8 protein-coding genes, 2 tRNA genes and 3 rRNA genes are annotated in these 17,361 nt (G+C 45.5%); 5 read left to right on the forward strand and 8 right to left on the reverse strand.

Annotated features, from left to right (window positions below):
• The first annotated feature begins 25 nt into the window (after positions 1 to 25).
• The 4 genes from ileS (at position 26) to E5Y90_RS13880 (ending at position 4,556) form a co-directional block, all read left to right on the forward strand.
• Positions 26 to 2,872 carry an isoleucine--tRNA ligase gene (gene ileS / locus E5Y90_RS13865; protein ID WP_174660513.1) on the forward strand — a complete coding sequence of 949 codons (2,847 nt, stop codon included), beginning with the start codon at positions 26 to 28 and terminating at the stop codon, positions 2,870 to 2,872.
• Positions 2,865 to 3,404, forward strand: a complete 540-nt coding sequence (lspA, locus tag E5Y90_RS13870) for a signal peptidase II (RefSeq protein WP_151208186.1) — start codon at positions 2,865 to 2,867, stop codon at positions 3,402 to 3,404. Before ileS ends, lspA begins: the two co-directional genes overlap by 8 nt.
• Positions 3,397 to 3,879 carry an FKBP-type peptidyl-prolyl cis-trans isomerase gene (locus E5Y90_RS13875; RefSeq protein ID WP_151205317.1) on the forward strand — a complete coding sequence of 161 codons (483 nt, stop codon included), beginning with the start codon at positions 3,397 to 3,399 and terminating at the stop codon, positions 3,877 to 3,879. The genes lspA and E5Y90_RS13875 overlap by 8 nt, the downstream gene beginning before the upstream one ends.
• Before the next feature lie 134 nt (positions 3,880 to 4,013).
• Positions 4,014 to 4,556 (forward strand): NADPH-dependent FMN reductase, encoded by a 543-nt coding sequence (locus tag E5Y90_RS13880; RefSeq protein WP_151205316.1) that lies wholly within the window; start codon positions 4,014 to 4,016, stop codon positions 4,554 to 4,556.
• Between the two features lie 322 nt (positions 4,557 to 4,878).
• Here the strand turns inward: E5Y90_RS13880 and E5Y90_RS13885 are convergent, their stop codons facing one another.
• The 7 genes from E5Y90_RS13885 to tyrS form a co-directional block, all read right to left on the reverse strand.
• Positions 4,879 to 6,057 (reverse strand): PQQ-dependent sugar dehydrogenase, encoded by a 1,179-nt coding sequence (locus E5Y90_RS13885; protein WP_174660514.1) that lies wholly within the window; start codon positions 6,055 to 6,057, stop codon positions 4,879 to 4,881.
• Between the two features lie 165 nt (positions 6,058 to 6,222).
• Positions 6,223 to 6,337, reverse strand: a 5S ribosomal RNA gene (rrf, locus tag E5Y90_RS13890).
• 190 nt (positions 6,338 to 6,527) lie between these two features.
• Positions 6,528 to 9,420: ribosomal RNA gene (locus E5Y90_RS13895) — 23S ribosomal RNA — on the reverse strand.
• Between the two features lie 346 nt (positions 9,421 to 9,766).
• Positions 9,767 to 9,842: transfer RNA gene (locus E5Y90_RS13900), tRNA-Ala, on the reverse strand.
• A gap of 68 nt (positions 9,843 to 9,910) precedes the next feature.
• Positions 9,911 to 9,987: transfer RNA gene (locus E5Y90_RS13905), tRNA-Ile, on the reverse strand.
• Positions 9,988 to 10,046: 59 nt separating this feature from the next.
• Positions 10,047 to 11,587, reverse strand: a 16S ribosomal RNA gene (locus E5Y90_RS13910).
• Together the 16S, 23S and 5S rRNA genes with 2 tRNA genes alongside form the textbook arrangement of a ribosomal RNA operon.
• Positions 11,588 to 13,063: 1,476 nt before the next feature.
• Positions 13,064 to 14,296, reverse strand: coding sequence for a tyrosine--tRNA ligase (gene tyrS, locus E5Y90_RS13915; protein WP_174660515.1), 1,233 nt, complete (start codon positions 14,294 to 14,296; stop codon positions 13,064 to 13,066).
• 63 nt (positions 14,297 to 14,359) lie between these two features.
• Here tyrS and E5Y90_RS13920 point away from each other — a divergent pair, with 63 nt between their 5' ends.
• Positions 14,360 to 15,487: an anhydro-N-acetylmuramic acid kinase gene (locus E5Y90_RS13920; protein ID WP_174660516.1), complete on the forward strand. Its 1,128-nt coding sequence runs from the start codon at positions 14,360 to 14,362 to the stop codon at positions 15,485 to 15,487.
• 141 nt (positions 15,488 to 15,628) lie between these two features.
• Here E5Y90_RS13920 and E5Y90_RS13925 read toward each other — a convergent pair whose 3' ends face one another.
• A complete protein-coding gene (locus tag E5Y90_RS13925) occupies positions 15,629 to 16,936 on the reverse strand; it encodes a lytic murein transglycosylase (protein WP_174660517.1) in 1,308 nt (435 codons plus the stop codon).
• Positions 16,937 to 17,361: the final 425 nt, after the last annotated feature.

A 17,361-nucleotide genomic window follows, 5' to 3' on the forward strand; every position in this document is an offset into this window, starting at 1 on the left:
CGGATTAAATTGGAAGACAACTTGCATGAGCGATAAGCAAACTCCTGAAAATGCAGTGGATTATAAAGCCACGCTAAACCTCCCAGGTACTGACTTTGCAATGAAGGCAAATCTGGCAGTACGTGAAGCGAAATGGTTAGAAGAGTGGTATGCCGACAACATTTATCAGCAGATTCGTGCGTCGCGTATTGGCAAGAAAAAATATGTGCTTCATGATGGCCCTCCTTATGCCAATGGCCAAATTCACTTGGGCCATGCGGTCAACAAGGTCCTGAAGGATATTATCGTTAAAAGCCGTGTAATGGACGGCTTTGATGCACCGTATGTACCGGGCTGGGACTGTCACGGCCTGCCGATTGAACTTAAAGTCGAAGAAAAAGTCGGGAAAGTCGGCGTCAAAGTTGATGCGGCAACCTTCCGTAAACACTGCCGTGAATATGCGTATACCCAGGTCGAATTACAGAAAAAAGACTTTATCCGTATGGGCGTGTTTGGTGACTGGGACAACCCGTACCTGACCATGAACTTCAAACAGGAAGCCGATATTGTTCGTTCACTCGGTGCGATTGCCAAAGCCGGTCACATCGAACCGGGTCTGAAACCGGTGAACTGGTGTCTAGACTGCGGCTCAGCATTGGCTGAAGCTGAAGTTGAATACGAAGATAAAAAATCTGACGCCATTGATGTCGGTTTTACCGTAGTGGATTTAGCGGATTTGTCTGCACGTTTAGGCATTGAAGTTGCTGATACAACTGATATCGTCATCTGGACCACCACACCTTGGACACTGCCGGCCAACCAGGCGGTGGCAGTGCATGCCGAAATTGAATATCAACTGGTCAAAGCCCGCGGCGAAGAAAAAGCAGATCAAAACTTCATTCTGGCAAAAGACTTGGTTGAATCTGCAACAGAACGTTATGGCTTTGGCACAGTCGAAGTTCTGGCAGACTTTACCGGTGCAAAACTGGAAAACCTGCAATTACAGCATCCTTTAATTGCTGAACGCCAAGTACCGGTTATTTTAGGTGAACACGTGATTGCCACCAGCGGTACCGGTGCAGTACATACTGCGCCTGGCCACGGTGTCGACGACTATAAAGTCGGCTTGCAATACAACCTGAAAGTGGATAACCCGGTGGGCGGCAATGGTGTGTATTTACCTACTTCACCTATTTTTGCAGGTGAACACATCTATAAAGCCAACCCAAAAATTATTGCTGCCCTTGCTGAGAGCCAGCAACTGTGGGCCCATGTGCCGATCAAACACAGCTACCCGCACTGCTGGCGTCATAAAACCCCAATTATCTTCCGTGCTACACCGCAATGGTTTATCAGCATGGATGCCAAAGGCTTGCGCTCAAAAGCATTGAATGCAATTGAAAATGAAATCAGTTTCGTGCCGGACTGGGGTAAGAACCGGATTGAAGCAATGATTGAAGGCCGTCCAGACTGGTGTATCTCACGTCAGCGTACTTGGGGCGTGCCAATTCCATTCTTCGTGCATAAAGACACCAATGAACTGCATCCACGTACGCCTGAGCTGATTGAAGAAGTCGCTCAACTGATTGAAAAAGAAGGCATTGATGGTTGGTATAACCGGGATGCTTCTGAATTCATCGGCGCCGATGCAGAACACTACAATGCGGTCCGCGATACCCTAGACGTGTGGTTCGATTCTGGTACAACGCACTTTGCCGTGCTACGTGAACGCGAAGAACTGACTGATCCTGCTGATTTGTATCTGGAAGGTTCAGATCAGCACCGTGGCTGGTTCCAGTCTTCATTGCTGACCTCGATTGCCATCAATGAACGTGCACCCTACAAAGGTTTGTTGACGCATGGTTTCGTAGTTGATGAGAAAGGCCGCAAGATGTCCAAATCTTTGGGCAACATCATTACCCCGCAAGACATCATTAAAGATATGGGTGCAGACGGTTTACGTTTCTGGATTGCCTCTGCCGACTACCGTTATGAAATGACTGCCGGTAAAGAAATCTTTAGCCGTGCATCTGATGGTTACCGCCGTATCCGTAACACCCTGCGTTTCTTATTAGCCAATCTGAATGGCTTTCAACCGTCAACAGATGCCTTGCCAGTTGATCAATTGATCGCGCTGGATCAATATATTCTGCAACGTGCGACGGACGTGCAAAAAACTATTCAGCAAGCCTATGAAGATATGAATTTCCATATCGTGACCAGTGCATTGACTAACTTCTGTATCAATGACTTGGGTGGTTTCTACCTCGACATCATCAAAGATCGTCAGTACACCACCAAAGCCGATTCACAGGCCCGTCATTCGGCGCAAACTGCGTTGTATCATCTGGTCCAAGCCTTTGTACGCTGGATGGCACCGATCTTAAGCTTTACTGCGCAAGAGGCGTGGCCTCTGATTCCAGAGCAGGCAGAAAAATACGTGTTTACAGCGGAATGGTATAAGATTCCAGTGGCATCAACTGCCAACCTGATAACAGAAGCAGAATGGCAGACCCTGATTTCGGTAAAATCTGCGGTGAACAAGTTTATTGAAGCTGCACGCGGCGCGAAAACTGTAGGTTCAAACCTGTCGGCCAAAGTTGAGCTGTGGGCCAATGATGAACTGAAAGCGGTCCTGGATAAACTGGATGATGAACTGCGTTTTGTTCTGATTACCTCGCAAGTGATCGTCAACGACTTTGATGTTGCACAGGGTGAAGCTTCTGATCTGGCAGGGCTGAATGTAAAAGTTTCAGCTGCCGATGGAGAGAAGTGTGTACGCTGCTGGCATGTACTGCCTGATGTGAATACCCATGTGTCACATCCAGGTCTCTGTGGTCGTTGTATTATTAACCTTCCAACAGGCCAAGGCGAAGAGAGAAAATATGCCTAATCCACAGCATAAAAAGGGCTTATTCCAGTTCTATCCGCACAATTTGTGGTGGATCGGACTGGCAATTCTGGCCATTATTCTGGATCAATGGACTAAATGGATTGCCGTTACGCATCTGAATTACGCAGATCCGATTCCGGTGCTGCCCTTTTTAAACTGGACATTGCTGCATAACTATGGCGCTGCCTTTAGTTTTCTGTCCGATGCAGGTGGTTGGCAACGTTATTTCTTTACTTCACTGGCAGCTTTGGTGTCTATCATTTTCGTGTTCTGGCTGATGCGTATGCCTAAACACATGAAGGTATTACCCTTGGCTATTGCCCTGATTCTAGGCGGTGCCATCGGGAATCTAATTGATCGTATCTATTTGGGTTATGTGGTCGATTTTATTCACGTGTATTACCAAAATAGCCATTTCCCTGCTTTTAATATTGCAGATAGTGCCATTACTTTGGGCACGATTCTGATGCTGATCGATACGTTTTTCCTGGAAAAACACCGAATTCAACGTGCACAGGCGCAACATGACTGATTTTATTCATCCTAACGAGGAAACTCGTGTTGAAGACGGCTCTAAAGTCGAGCTTCATTTTTCGGTCGCTATTGAAAATGGCGTAGAAATTGACAATACCCGCAGCCGTGAAGCACCGGTAAGCCTAACGATTGGAGATGGCAATCTGTTACCAGGCTTTGAAAAGGCCTTGTTTGGTCTGCGTGCCGGTGACCGCCGTACGGTCAGTCTGCCACCAGAGGATGCTTTTGGTCCATGGAACCCGGAAAATGTACAAAAATTCGATACCGTCAAGTTTGGCGAACGTCCAATCGAAGGCCATATGATCGAGTTTGAAGACAAGGCTAAAACTACCCTGTACGGTGTAGTAAAATCGGTCAATGATGATATTACCGAGGTGGATTTCAACCATCCACTGGCTGGCAAAAATATTACGTTTGAAGTGGAAATATTCAAGGTCACACCTGCAGGCCAGCAGGGTGTCAAATTGATGTAAAACTTCCCTCCTTCTCTAATATTTAAAAAAAGCTCCTGAAGGAGCTTTTTTTAAAATCCATACAAACTTCTGCTACTGCATCTTGGTAAAATCGATTAGGGTGGCACTCTCTCCTCATAAGAAAAGGAAAAACCATGAAAATCTATATTATTGTGGGCAGCATTCGTGAAAGCCGTACCGCCATTAAAGTCGCTCACTGGGCCTTAGAGGAAATTAAAAGCCAAGGGTTTAGCACGGTAGAAGCTGAAATTGTCGATCTAAAAGAATGGGATTTACCTCTGTTTGCTGGTGCCAATCTGCCTTTGACCGGAATTTATGACCAGCCTAAACAGCAGGATTGGGCCGATAAGATTGCACTTGCTGATGCCTTTATTTTTATTAGTCCGGAATATAATCATGGTTATAGCCCTGCCCTGAAAAATGCACTGGATTATCTCGCTAAAGAATGGCAAGGCAAACCTGCTGCCTACGTGAGTTATGGTGCCACCAATGGTTCACGATCGATTGACCAGATTCGCCAAGTGGCCACCCAGCTCGGTATGATAGATACCAATGCTGTGATCGAAATCCGTGACATCTTTAACCGAAATAAGGATTATTCTTTCCAAGGCAATCAGTTTGATACTAAAAACCTGAAATCTGCACTGGATAAGCTGATTCAATATGTCAGTGCTTAAGTGAATGGTCGATGCCGAACTCTGCTCTGACCTACCACAGTATTTACCAAACTGCAGTATTTAGCAGAGTAAGCAGAGACTTATATTGAGAACCTACCAAGACAAGGCGTCTTGCAATAACAATAAAAATAGCACTAGCAAAAGGCTATGCAGTATCACAGCAGTGATCCTTCAAAATCTGAAAAGGCCCTAACAACAGTAAGGGCCTTTTTCTTTGATCTTGAGAGTAGAAAAGGTATTTTCGCCTTCAACAGGAATAAGTTGAGTGGTGAAGCAGATAGCTGATACTTGAGTATCGAAAATATCATTAGTTTTAAAAAAATTAAGGTGTTTTCATCTTGAGCAGGCCCGCTCGCTGACCATCTTCAATTACCCACAAATGACCTGCCTTAGCCTGAATAACACCGCGTATACGCTGTTTCATATCCAGACGTTGGACTTCCTTCACTGGAGACTGTGCAGTATCTACCACAATAATGGCTTTAGAAGACAAACCACTAATAATGGCTTTATTTTTCCAGGCTGGAAACATATTGCCTGTATAAAACAGCAGATCTGAAGGAGAAATCACAGGCGTCCAGTCCAGCACAGGGGCTTCAAATTCCGGACGGGTATGGTGATCAGGGATCGGCTTACCATTATAATGGTCGCCATTCGAGACCAGAGGATAACCGTAGTTTTTACCTTTGATCACTTTATTCAGCTCATCTCCCCCCTTAGGTCCCATTTCAATCACCCAGAGTTTCCCTCGTGGGTCAAATGCCATACCTAAGGGATTACGATGCCCTAAGCTCCAAATTTGTTGTGCAATCGTTCCCTGACTCATAAATGGATTATCTTTAGGGATAGATCCATCATCATTCAGGCGAATTATTTTGCCAGCATTGGATTGCAGATCCTGTGCGGGATCAAATTGCTGGCGCTCACCAGAACTGATCCAGAGTTTACCATCCGATCCGAATAACAGACGGTGCGCATAATGCCCCTGTCCTTTAAATTTAGGTACTTGAGTCCAGATACGCTTCACTTCTGTCAGCCGGTTTTGATTTAAATCCAGCCGGCCACGAATCACCACTGCACCATATCCGCCCTGTCCATGCTCGGCATAACTGAGATATATCCACTGGTTCTTGGCAAAATCAGGATGCAAGGCAACATCGCCCAAACCACCTTGTCCACCATAAGCGACCTTGGGAAGATCTTGAATCGTTTGGCTGTTACGATTTTTTGGATTAAACAGCTTTAATTGTCCTGCTTTTTCAGTGATCAATAAACGCTGATCGGGCAATTCAACCAAGGCCCAAGGTTCATTAAACTCCGCAATTTTTTCGACTGTGTAGGACGGGGAAACCGTAATGGGATGAGCAGATTGAGCAGCATTGGACCTTACGGTAGCAGAATCAGTAGCTCTGCCTGAAGGTGAAGGATTCTCTGCATGGCAGCCTACCAATACTAAAGCACAGCAACTGATCAGACATTTTCTGTAAACCTGTACCGACATTTTATATTCCCTCTTTTAGTTTTTATCTTGGCTTTTAACTTAACACTGAAAATAAAAAAAGAGCAGCGAGAACGTTAATTAGAAGACCTGGCAGATTGATTTTTATTTTTCTTTTTATAAAAAAATAAATCCCCCTGCTTTTTAGCAGGGGGATTTTGAATAATGAGCTGGCGATGACTTACTCTCACATGGGTAACCCCACACTACCATCAGCGCAAAGAGGTTTCACTTCTGAGTTCGGGAAGGGATCAGGTGGTTCACTCTTGCTATGGTCGCCAGCACAACTGTTTATGGACTTGTTCGGGTCTTATCTGACTGCTTTTGCAGTGTTTGCCTTACTTGGTACCAAATAGAATACATTAACAGGGATATCTGAGTTGAATATTGTCGTACTAACGAGCTTCTGAATCAAGCTGTTTTTCTGGATATCGAATCAATTGCGCTTTATACAACAACTGTTTGGGTGTTGTATAGTCAAGCCTCACGAGCAATTAGTACTGGTCAGCTTCATGCATCGCTGCACTTCCACATCCAGCCTATCAACGTCGTAGTCTTCAACGGCTCTTTAGGAGACATAAAGTCTCGGGGAAATCTTATCTTGAGGTAGGCTTCCCGCTTAGATGCTTTCAGCGGTTATCCCTTCCGAACATAGCTACCCGGCGATGCCACTGGCGTGACAACCGGTACACCAGAGGTTCGTCCACTCTGGTCCTCTCGTACTAGGAGCAGATCCTCTCAAATTTCCAACGCCCACGGTAGATAGGGACCGAACTGTCTCACGACGTTCTAAACCCAGCTCGCGTACCTCTTTAAATGGCGAACAGCCATACCCTTGGGACCTGCTTCAGCCCCAGGATGAGATGAGCCGACATCGAGGTGCCAAACACCGCCGTCGATATGAACTCTTGGGCGGTATCAGCCTGTTATCCCCAGAGTACCTTTTATCCGTTGAGCGATGGCCCTTCCATACAGAACCACCGGATCACTAAGACCTACTTTCGTACCTGCTCGACTTGTTGGTCTCGCAGTTAAGCGCGCTTTTGCCTTTATACTCTACGCGTGATTTCCGACCACGCTGAGCGCACCTTCGTACTCCTCCGTTACTCTTTAGGAGGAGACCGCCCCAGTCAAACTACCCACCAGACATGGTCCTCGTCCCGGATCACGGGACAGAGTTAGAACCTCAATATTACCAGGGTGGTATTTCAAGGATGGCTCCATGGCAACTGGCGTCGCCACTTCAAAGCCTCCCACCTATCCTACACAGGTAAGATCAAAGTTCAATGTCAAGCTGCAGTAAAGGTTCACGGGGTCTTTCCGTCTAGCCGCGGGTACACCGCATCTTCACGGCGAATTCGATTTCACTGAGCCTCTGCTGGAGACAGCGCCGCCATCATTATGCCATTCGTGCAGGTCGGAACTTACCCGACAAGGAATTTCGCTACCTTAGGACCGTTATAGTTACGGCCGCCGTTTACTGGGGCTTCGATCAAGAGCTTCGCTTACGCTAACCCCATCAATTAACCTTCCAGCACCGGGCAGGCATCACACCCTATACGTCCACTTTCGTGTTTGCAGAGTGCTATGTTTTTAATAAACAGTTGCAGCGGCCTGGTTTCTGAGGCTGCCAGCAGCTCAAGGAGCAAGTCCTATCACCACCGGCAGCGTACCTTCTCCCGAAGTTACGGTACCATTTTGCCTAGTTCCTTCAGCAGAGTTCTCTCAAGCGCTTTGGTCTACTCGACCTGACCACCTGTGTCGGTTTCGGGTACGATTCCTGTGTAACTGAAGCTTAGAGACTTTTCCTGGAAGCATAGTATCAGCCACTTCACCAGTAAACTGGCTTGCTATCAGTTCTCAGCATAGAGCACCCCGGATTTGCCTAAGATGCATGCCTACAACCTTTCACCTGGACAACCAACGCCAGGCTGACTTAACTTACTCCGTCCTCTCATCGCATTACACAGAAGTATTGGAATATTAACCAATTTCCCATCGACTACGCCTCTCGGCCTCGCCTTAGGGGTCGACTCACCCAGCCCCGATTAACGTTGGACTGGAACCCTTGGTCTTTCAGCGAACGGGTTTTTCACCCGTTTTATCGTTACTCACGTCAGCATTCGCACTTCTGATACCTCCAGCAGACTTCTCAATCCACCTTCATCGGCTTACAGAACGCTCCCCTACCACTTACGCATAAGCGTAAATCCGCAGCTTCGGTACTATATTTTAGCCCCGTTACATCTTCCGCGCAGGCCGACTCGACTAGTGAGCTATTACGCTTTCTTTAAAGGGTGGCTGCTTCTAAGCCAACCTCCTAGCTGTCTATGCCTTCCCACATCGTTTCCCACTTAATATAGATTTAGGGACCTTAGCTGGCGGTCTGGATTGTTTTCCTCTTGACTACGGACGTTAGCACCCGCAGTCTGTCTCCCGGATAGTACTCATTGGTATTCGGAGTTTGCATCGGTTTGGTAAGTCGGGATGACCCCCTAGCCGAAACAGTGCTCTACCCCCAATGGTATTCGTCCGAGGCGCTACCTAAATAGCTTTCGGGGAGAACCAGCTATCACCGAGTTTGATTAGCCTTTCACCCCTATCCACAAGTCATCCCCCGGCTTTTCAACGACGGTGGGTTCGGTCCTCCAGTTAGTGTTACCCAACCTTCAACCTGCTCATGGATAGATCACCCGGTTTCGGGTCTATACCCAGCAACTAAAACGCCCTATTAAGACTCGATTTCTCTACGGCTCCCCTATTCGGTTAACCTCGCTACTGAATATAAGTCGCTGACCCATTATACAAAAGGTACGCAGTCACCGAACAAGTCGGCTCCCACTGCTTGTATGCATGCGGTTTCAGGATCTATTTCACTCCCCTCACAGGGGTTCTTTTCGCCTTTCCCTCACGGTACTGGTTCACTATCGGTCAGTCAGGAGTATTTAGCCTTGGAGGATGGTCCCCCCATATTCAGACAAGGTTTCACGTGCCTCGCCCTACTCGACATCATTATCTAAGCCCTTTCGTGTACAGGACTATCACCCACTATGGTTGCACTTCCCAGAGCATTCCACTAAAACTTAGATAACTTAATGGGCTCTTCCCCTTTCGCTCGCCGCTACTGAGGGAATCTCAATTGATTTCTTTTCCTACGGGTACTGAGATGTTTCACTTCCCCGCGTTCGCCTCAATAACCTATGTATTCAGTTATTGATACCTACCTTATGGTAAGTGGGTTTCCCCATTCAGACATCTCCGGATCACAGGATATTTGCCGCCTCCCCGGAGCTTTTCGCAGGCTATCACGTCTTTCATCGCCTCTGACTGCCAAGGCATCCACCACATGCACTTAATTACTTGACTATACAACCCCAAACAGTCGTTCATCCCTACAAGCAGGATGAGCAACATGATTAACCAATCTCTCAGTCAATCACACAGTTGGCGTTTGTGCACTTAAGCACTGTACAGCTTCAATTAGATTCATATACCAAAACGCTTGATTCAGTTAATTTCGCTAGTTCTCATTTCAAGTACAGTCATTAACAGGTAATAAATTACTGTTAACTTCCGTTCTATCTATGAGTATGAACAAATTATTTCAACTCAAATATATGCTGTTAATGATTTTTCTAGCCTTCGTCAGGTCTAGAAACTGTGATAAATCACAGAGGTTAACAAGTATAAACTTACTAAGCTCTATAATCTATGGTGGAGACTAGGAGAGTCGAACTCCTGACCTCCTGCGTGCAAAGCAGGCGCTCTACCAACTAAGCTAAGTCCCCAGCTTATCATTTAGATTTAATGTTTCTGATTCTCTGTCTTACTCTGCAATTGCTTGCTTCGTCAGTAGTGGTGGGTCTGACAAGACTTGAACTTGTGACCCCACGCTTATCAAGCGTGTGCTCTAACCAACTGAGCTACAGACCCTCAGATACATCAATGAAGAACAACTTGTTGTGGATTCTTACCAATCGTCAATCTTTCGTTAAGGAGGTGATCCAGCCGCAGGTTCCCCTACGGCTACCTTGTTACGACTTCACCCCAGTCATTGGCCACACCGTGGTGAACGTCCTCCCGAGGGTTAGACTATCCACTTCTGGTGCAACAAACTCCCATGGTGTGACGGGCGGTGTGTACAAGGCCCGGGAACGTATTCACCGCGGCATTCTGATCCGCGATTACTAGCGATTCCGACTTCATGGAGTCGAGTTGCAGACTCCAATCCGGACTACGATCGGCTTTTTGAGATTAGCATCACATCGCTGTGTAGCAACCCTTTGTACCGACCATTGTAGCACGTGTGTAGCCCTGGCCGTAAGGGCCATGATGACTTGACGTCGTCCCCGCCTTCCTCCAGTTTGTCACTGGCAGTATCCTTAAAGTTCCCACCCGAAGTGCTGGCAAATAAGGAAAAGGGTTGCGCTCGTTGCGGGACTTAACCCAACATCTCACGACACGAGCTGACGACAGCCATGCAGCACCTGTATCAGAGTTCCCGAAGGCACCAATCCATCTCTGGAAAGTTCTCTGTATGTCAAGGCCAGGTAAGGTTCTTCGCGTTGCATCGAATTAAACCACATGCTCCACCGCTTGTGCGGGCCCCCGTCAATTCATTTGAGTTTTAGTCTTGCGACCGTACTCCCCAGGCGGTCTACTTATCGCGTTAGCTGCGCCACTAAAGCCTCAAAGGCCCCAACGGCTAGTAGACATCGTTTACGGCATGGACTACCAGGGTATCTAATCCTGTTTGCTCCCCATGCTTTCGCACCTCAGCGTCAGTATTAGGCCAGATGGCTGCCTTCGCCATCGGTATTCCTCCAGATCTCTACGCATTTCACCGCTACACCTGGAATTCTACCATCCTCTCCTATACTCTAGCCCCCCAGTATCGAATGCAATTCCCAAGTTAAGCTCGGGGATTTCACATCCGACTTAAAGAGCCGCCTACGCGCGCTTTACGCCCAGTAAATCCGATTAACGCTCGCACCCTCTGTATTACCGCGGCTGCTGGCACAGAGTTAGCCGGTGCTTATTCTGCGAGTAACGTCCAGCACTCCTGGGTATTAACCAGGGTACTCTCCTCCTCGCTTAAAGTGCTTTACAACCAAAAGGCCTTCTTCACACACGCGGCATGGCTGGATCAGGGTTCCCCCCATTGTCCAATATTCCCCACTGCTGCCTCCCGTAGGAGTCTGGGCCGTGTCTCAGTCCCAGTGTGACGGATCATCCTCTCAGACCCGTTACAGATCGTCGCCTTGGTAGGCCTTTACCCCACCAACTAGCTAATCTGACTTAGGCTCATCTATTAGCGCAAGGTCACAAGTGATCCCCTGCTTTCCCCCGTAGGGCGTATGCGGTATTAGCGCTCCTTTCGGAACGTTGTCCCCCACTAATAGGCAGATTCCTAAGTATTACTCACCCGTCCGCCGCTAGGTTCCAGTAGCAAGCTACCTTCACCCCGCTCGACTTGCATGTGTTAAGCCTGCCGCCAGCGTTCAATCTGAGCCATGATCAAACTCTTCAGTTTAAAATCAGTAGTGCCTAAAGGACACCAATCTTGGCTCATCAATTTTCTGACAAATTCTCTCAAATAAACTTCGAGTAATTTAAACCAATCAATCAATGATAATAATTTCGATCAATCAACCAGTAAAAATCCACACAAGTTGTTCTTCATAATCTCTTAATGATCTCTCTAATACCTCGTCAGTATTAGATGCTGGACTTCGACAATCCCAAACAACTCAACGCTTCGCGCTTCGTTCGTTCCGGCTATCTCGTCGGTATGGGGTGCATTCTAGAGGATTTCTAAAGCTTTGCAAGCCCCTATTCAATATATTTTTCACGTATGTTTCTTTTTTCTACGAAAACGGTGTAAAAATTGGTTTTTTATCTAAATTTTAAGCATTTTTTTGCCTATAAACCCACTAATACAAGCTTTGTTTTTATTTTCACCCTATTTACTTAGAGCTAATTACGATCAAAAATCCTCGCCCTTCAGCTTTTTATCCGGAATCTCCCCCTTGAGTGAGCAGTTTTCCAGCATCACTTCAAAAATAAATTAATTTATTTGAAAAATAAGCTCTCTATTCACTTTAAAAATAGGCTGCCTCTTGAATTTCCTGATGAGGCTTTATATTCAGAGCTTTTTTCTGTAGTGCTCTAGAAGAAATCTGCCTAACTCTTAAATATTCTTCCTCGTGTGGATTTTATTTTTATAATCTAATTTTTATGACTCTTTTCATTCAGTTAAATGAGTGAAACTTTCTCTACCTATGTCCCATGTCCATAAATCCTGCCTTGATACGCTTTATGCTCTCCCAGTTAAAACTGTTATAAAGAAGCGATAAAAAAAACAGCTGTATTCCTTAAAATAGAGTCAATATCACTTTAAAAGTAGAATAACTATTCTTTAATACAAATTTACGTAAAGAAAAATTTTAGCCCCGGAACATATTTTTCATCAAAAAAACATCTTCAGCAGGATATGCACTCTTGGTTTTTTGGGAGGCTTAAAAACATGCTGCTTTTCTGAGTTTTCCAGTTGAAAGCTATTTTTGGTATTTTGACCCATTCAATCAGCCAGTCAATTAACGGCTGGCGATTTCAAGACACGCTCACTCTATATAAGCTCAGAAATGAGATTTAAGAAAATAAAAAAGGAAGAGATCTCTCCCAAAACCTCTTCCTTGAATTGAATCTTTACCCGATCCAGTATGTCATTGTTATTGTTATTCGCTAATTGCTTAAAAAGAACCCTGTACAAGAGGCTTTCCAAGTTATGGGGTTATTTATGTCCCATTACCCTCTAGATGCGCTGTAAACCAATTCTCTAGACGAATAAATCTTATACACAAAAATATTCAAACGCAAGCGGTTTGGAAAAATTTAATTCTTGTTTTTATAAGGTTTTTTTGAATTTGCTTATTTGAATTTTAGATATAGCGGACAACAAAAAAGCAGACCGGAGCCTGCTTTTATTTTCAATCACTTATAAATTGCATCAGTCCGTAAAAATCACTTTGGCAATCGCTTTTTTGCTGGCCTGAACAATTAAAGTCAAATTTTCTTTTACTGAATACGAAGCATCTACCTCTTTCCAGTCGACTTTAACTGCACCACGTGCCACCGCATCTTTGGCTTGAGCCGCATTTTTTACCAGACCCGCTGCACGCAGTATGGAAGCAATAAAGATTTCACCCCCAAATTCAGAACGAGAAACAGTAATTTCAGGCGTACCTTCAGGCAGCTCACCTTCCGTAATCAAATTGCCCGCACCTTTATGAGCATTGGCAGCCGCTTCCGCCCCGTGGAAACGCTCTACCAGCTCAAGTGCCAGAATTTTCTTCACTTCTTGCGGATTACGGCCTTCAGCCACTTCTTTTAACAGCTGCTGAATCTCTTCAATCGTTTTAAAGCTCAGTAGATCGAAATAACGTTCGATCAGCGCATCCGGCATGGACAGCACTTTTTGATACATGGCACCTGGTGCATCAAATACACCAATATAGTTGCCCAGAGATTTAGACATTTTATTGACACCGTCCAAACCTTCAAGGATAGGCACTGTAATACACACCTGTGGCTCTTGATTATAACGACCTTGTAAAGTACGCCCCATCAACAGGTTAAAGGTTTGATCCGTCCCGCCCATTTCTACATCAGCTTCAAGCGCAATCGAGTCATAACCTTGTACCAGCGGATACAGAAACTCATGAATAGCGATTGGCTGGTGGCTATTATAACGCTTGGTAAAGTCATCACGTTCCAGCATACGTGCTACAGTTTGCTGTGAAGCCAGTTGAATCAGGTCTGCCGCAGTTCTTTGCTCAAACCACTCAGAGTTAAACACCACCTTGGTTTTGTTTGGATCAAGGATCTTAAACACTTGTTCCTGATAGGTTTTTGCGTTTTCTAATACTTGCTCACGTGACAGTGGCGGACGTGTTGCACTTTTTCCACTTGGGTCGCCAATCATTGCGGTATAGTCACCAATCAGGAAAAACACCTCATGTCCCAGGTCCTGAAACACTTTTAACTTATTGATCAGAACTGTATGCCCCAAATGCAGGTCGGGCGCAGTCGGGTCAAAACCCGCTTTAATTTTTAAAGGACGATTCTGCTTTAATTTTTTAAGCAGATCTTCTTCAGAAATAATTTCATGGGTGCCTCGCTGAATGAGAGCAAGTTGTTCTTCAGCCGGTAGGAAATTTGACATCACAAAATCCAAATACATCAGTTATTCAATTTGTACGATATACTATCACTTTTTCAGCATATTGCAGGCTTAAGAATAACCATGACAGCGATCTATATTGGGGTAATGACCGGCACAAGCATGGATGGTGTCGATATTGTTGCTGCTTCTTTTGATCCTCTTCAGCTTCATGCCACCCTTACTTTAGCATTTGATCCCGACCTTCGGGATGAGCTGATGGCCCTGACCTTACCGGATGACAACGAAATTGACCGGATGGGCAAAGCAGATGTGGCGTTAGCCCAGATGATTGGTCATGGCATTAACACCCTGATTGAAAAAAATAATTTGGACAAAGCCTGGATTAAGGCAATTGGTTCGCATGGTCAGACCATTCGCCATCGTCCCGAGCATGGTTTTACCCTGCAAATTGGCGATCCAAATATTATTACTGAAATTACCCAGATTCCGGTGATTTCTGATTTTCGTCGTCGCGATCTGGCCGCAGGCGGTCAGGGTGCTCCCCTGGTACCAGCCTTTCATCAGGATCTTTTTCAGCATGACACCATTCACCGGGTGATTTTAAATCTGGGCGGGATTGCCAATGTCAGTATGCTGCCTGCCGGACAACCCGAGAAAGTATATGGCTTTGATACCGGCCCCGCCAATATCCTGATGGATGCCTGGTGCCAGCGTTATACCGGCCAGCCTTATGATGAAAATGGCAATTGGGCTGCTTATGGCACCCCGATCCGTAGCCTGCTTGACCGTTTACAGTCACATAACTATTTTTCTAAAGAACCGCCCAAAAGCACCGGACGTGAAGACTTTAATCTGGAATGGCTGGATGAGCAGATTCTGGACTGGCGCAGTGACCTGGACTACGATGAGCTGGAAGATACACCGGAAAATATTCAGGCCACGCTAATGAAATTGACCACACGTGCAATTAAAAAAGCCATTTACCGCTCGGGACTGGAGACTGGTGAAGTCTATGTCTGTGGTGGCGGTGCCTATAACTCACACCTGCTGGAACAGTTACGCTGGCGCTTGCGCAAACATGAATGGAGTGTACAAACCACGGCTGATTTAGGCCTCAGTCCGACCTGGGTAGAAGCCACAGCGTTTGCCTGGCTGGCTATGCGTTTTATAAAACAGCTGAGTGGAAATTTACCTGCTGTTACCGGAGCCACGGGGTATCGTGTACTAGGCACGATTACATCCACCTAAATTTATAAGGATTAAAAGCCCCTTCTCCCTTTAGGAGAAGGTGAGGATGAGGGAAAGTTTTATAAACCCCTCTCCCTGAGAAGCATGCTTCGCAAGTCTCCTGCAAGGAGAGGGAAACCAAACCACAAATGAAGATCTAGCTTAACGCATCATCAGCTTGGCATTTTCATTCCGGAAGGCACGTAAAATCTGCTGGCCAGCTCGTCCTGTCGGATTGAGCCCCAAACGGATTTGCTCCTGACGAATAGCCTGTCGGGTTTTATCGCCAATTAACCCATCGACTGTACCAATATCATGACCACGATTTAACAGGAATTGCTGAATTTCACGGCGCTCCATACGTGAAGTGCCCGGATCATCTGTCGGCCAGGCAGTCAGCAGACCACCTTTGCCCTGTAAACGATCAGATAAATGTGCAATAGCCAGTGCATAGCTTTCGGCCGCGTTATAACTATAAATCGCATCAAAATTCTTAAATACTAAAAATACCGGACCATTTGGACCTGCCGGTGCTAACAGGCCAGCCTGTGAAGCCTCCGATAGATTGCCCTGCACTAAAGCTGTACCATCGGCACGTACAAGACCACGGTTTACCCAACTGCCAAGTGATTTTTTATTACGTCGGCCTTCACCAGAGACTGACATATTTTGCGGAATTTTCACCTCAAAACCCCATGGCTGACCGGTCTGCCAGCCCCGCTTGCTTAAAAAGTTGGCGGTTGAGGCCAAGGCATCGGGAATACTTGACACCAGATCACGACGACCATCACCATCAAAATCAACTGCAAGCTCATTATAAGTCGATGGCATAAACTGAGTATGACCAAAAGCACCCGCCCAAGACCCCTTAAGCTGCTCTTCGCGCACATCACCACGCTGTAACAGCTTCATGGTGGTAAAAAATTCACCCTGGAAATACCCTTGGCGACGGCCTTCACAACTCAATGTGCCCAAAGACTGCAATAAAGGATATTTCCCGGAAATATCACCAAAATTACTTTCTACTCCCCAGACCGCTACAATAGTTTCCGCTGGTACACCATAAACTGCACTCACCCGGTTTAGCACATCACGATGCTGTTGTAGCTTTTGCCGGCCGAGCTGAACTCGTTCTTCATCCACCAAGCCAGATAAATAGTCCCAAATTGGGGTTGAAAATTCAGGCTGATAATTCAGCTTTTCAATTACCGAATAATCTGGGCTTAAATGTTGCGTATAACGGTCATAACTTGCGCCACTCACCCCCTGTGCAATCGCCCGGCCGCGCAAATTCGCCAAACAGCGTTGAAAATCATTTTGAGCTGCATAATTTACTGGATTATTTGAAATAACTGTCGAAGCAGAAGACAAATCAGTCGGCGCGACACGTTGTCCATTAATCACCAGTTCGGCCTGGGCCTGGGAGGCAGCCAAAAGCAGAGAACCTATCGAAAGTGCAAGCCGTTGCATAAAACCCCTGAATATTTAAATTTCGAATTATTACTTCTACCTTAACAGCTCATCTTTAAATTTAAAGCAACAATAGGTAAATTTAAATTCATATTTTCTCCACTTTTAAATTCATTTTTTAGTTTTTAAATTTAAAATCACTTATCCATAAGCAAACTTTAAATTCAAACCCCAACACTCTTTGAATTCAAAACTGAATTTCTAAAAATATTTTTAAATTCAAAAGATATTGCGGATAAATTACATTAATAAACAAAGCCCTGTATCTCTTAAGTCTTTAAATATCTAACTTTTTATTTTTAAATTCATTTTACAGCAATCAGGCTGCTTTAAATTCAGAACTTTAAATTCATTCACGGCTATTTAAATTTGAATTCATATTTTTTTGAATTTAAAACCAGGTTTGAATTCAAAGCACAGTTTTA

The organism is Acinetobacter sp. 10FS3-1 (genome assembly GCF_013343215.1).
Taxonomy (GTDB): domain Bacteria; phylum Pseudomonadota; class Gammaproteobacteria; order Pseudomonadales; family Moraxellaceae; genus Acinetobacter; species Acinetobacter lwoffii_C.

Excerpts from the sequence above, each read along its gene's own strand:
- E5Y90_RS13875 (WP_151205317.1), top strand. The coding sequence starts at position 3,397 with ATGACTGATTTTATTCATCCTAACGAGGAAACTCGTGTTGAAGACGGC.
- E5Y90_RS13880 (WP_151205316.1), top strand. The coding sequence starts at position 4,014 with ATGAAAATCTATATTATTGTGGGCAGCATTCGTGAAAGCCGTACCGCC.
- E5Y90_RS13925 (WP_174660517.1), bottom strand. The coding sequence starts at position 16,936 with ATGCAACGGCTTGCACTTTCGATAGGTTCTCTGCTTTTGGCTGCCTCC.
- ileS (WP_174660513.1), top strand. The coding sequence starts at position 26 with ATGAGCGATAAGCAAACTCCTGAAAATGCAGTGGATTATAAAGCCACG.
- tyrS (WP_174660515.1), bottom strand. The coding sequence starts at position 14,296 with ATGTATTTGGATTTTGTGATGTCAAATTTCCTACCGGCTGAAGAACAA.
- lspA (WP_151208186.1), top strand. The coding sequence starts at position 2,865 with ATGCCTAATCCACAGCATAAAAAGGGCTTATTCCAGTTCTATCCGCAC.
- E5Y90_RS13885 (WP_174660514.1), bottom strand. The coding sequence starts at position 6,057 with ATGTCGGTACAGGTTTACAGAAAATGTCTGATCAGTTGCTGTGCTTTA.
- E5Y90_RS13920 (WP_174660516.1), top strand. The coding sequence starts at position 14,360 with ATGACAGCGATCTATATTGGGGTAATGACCGGCACAAGCATGGATGGT.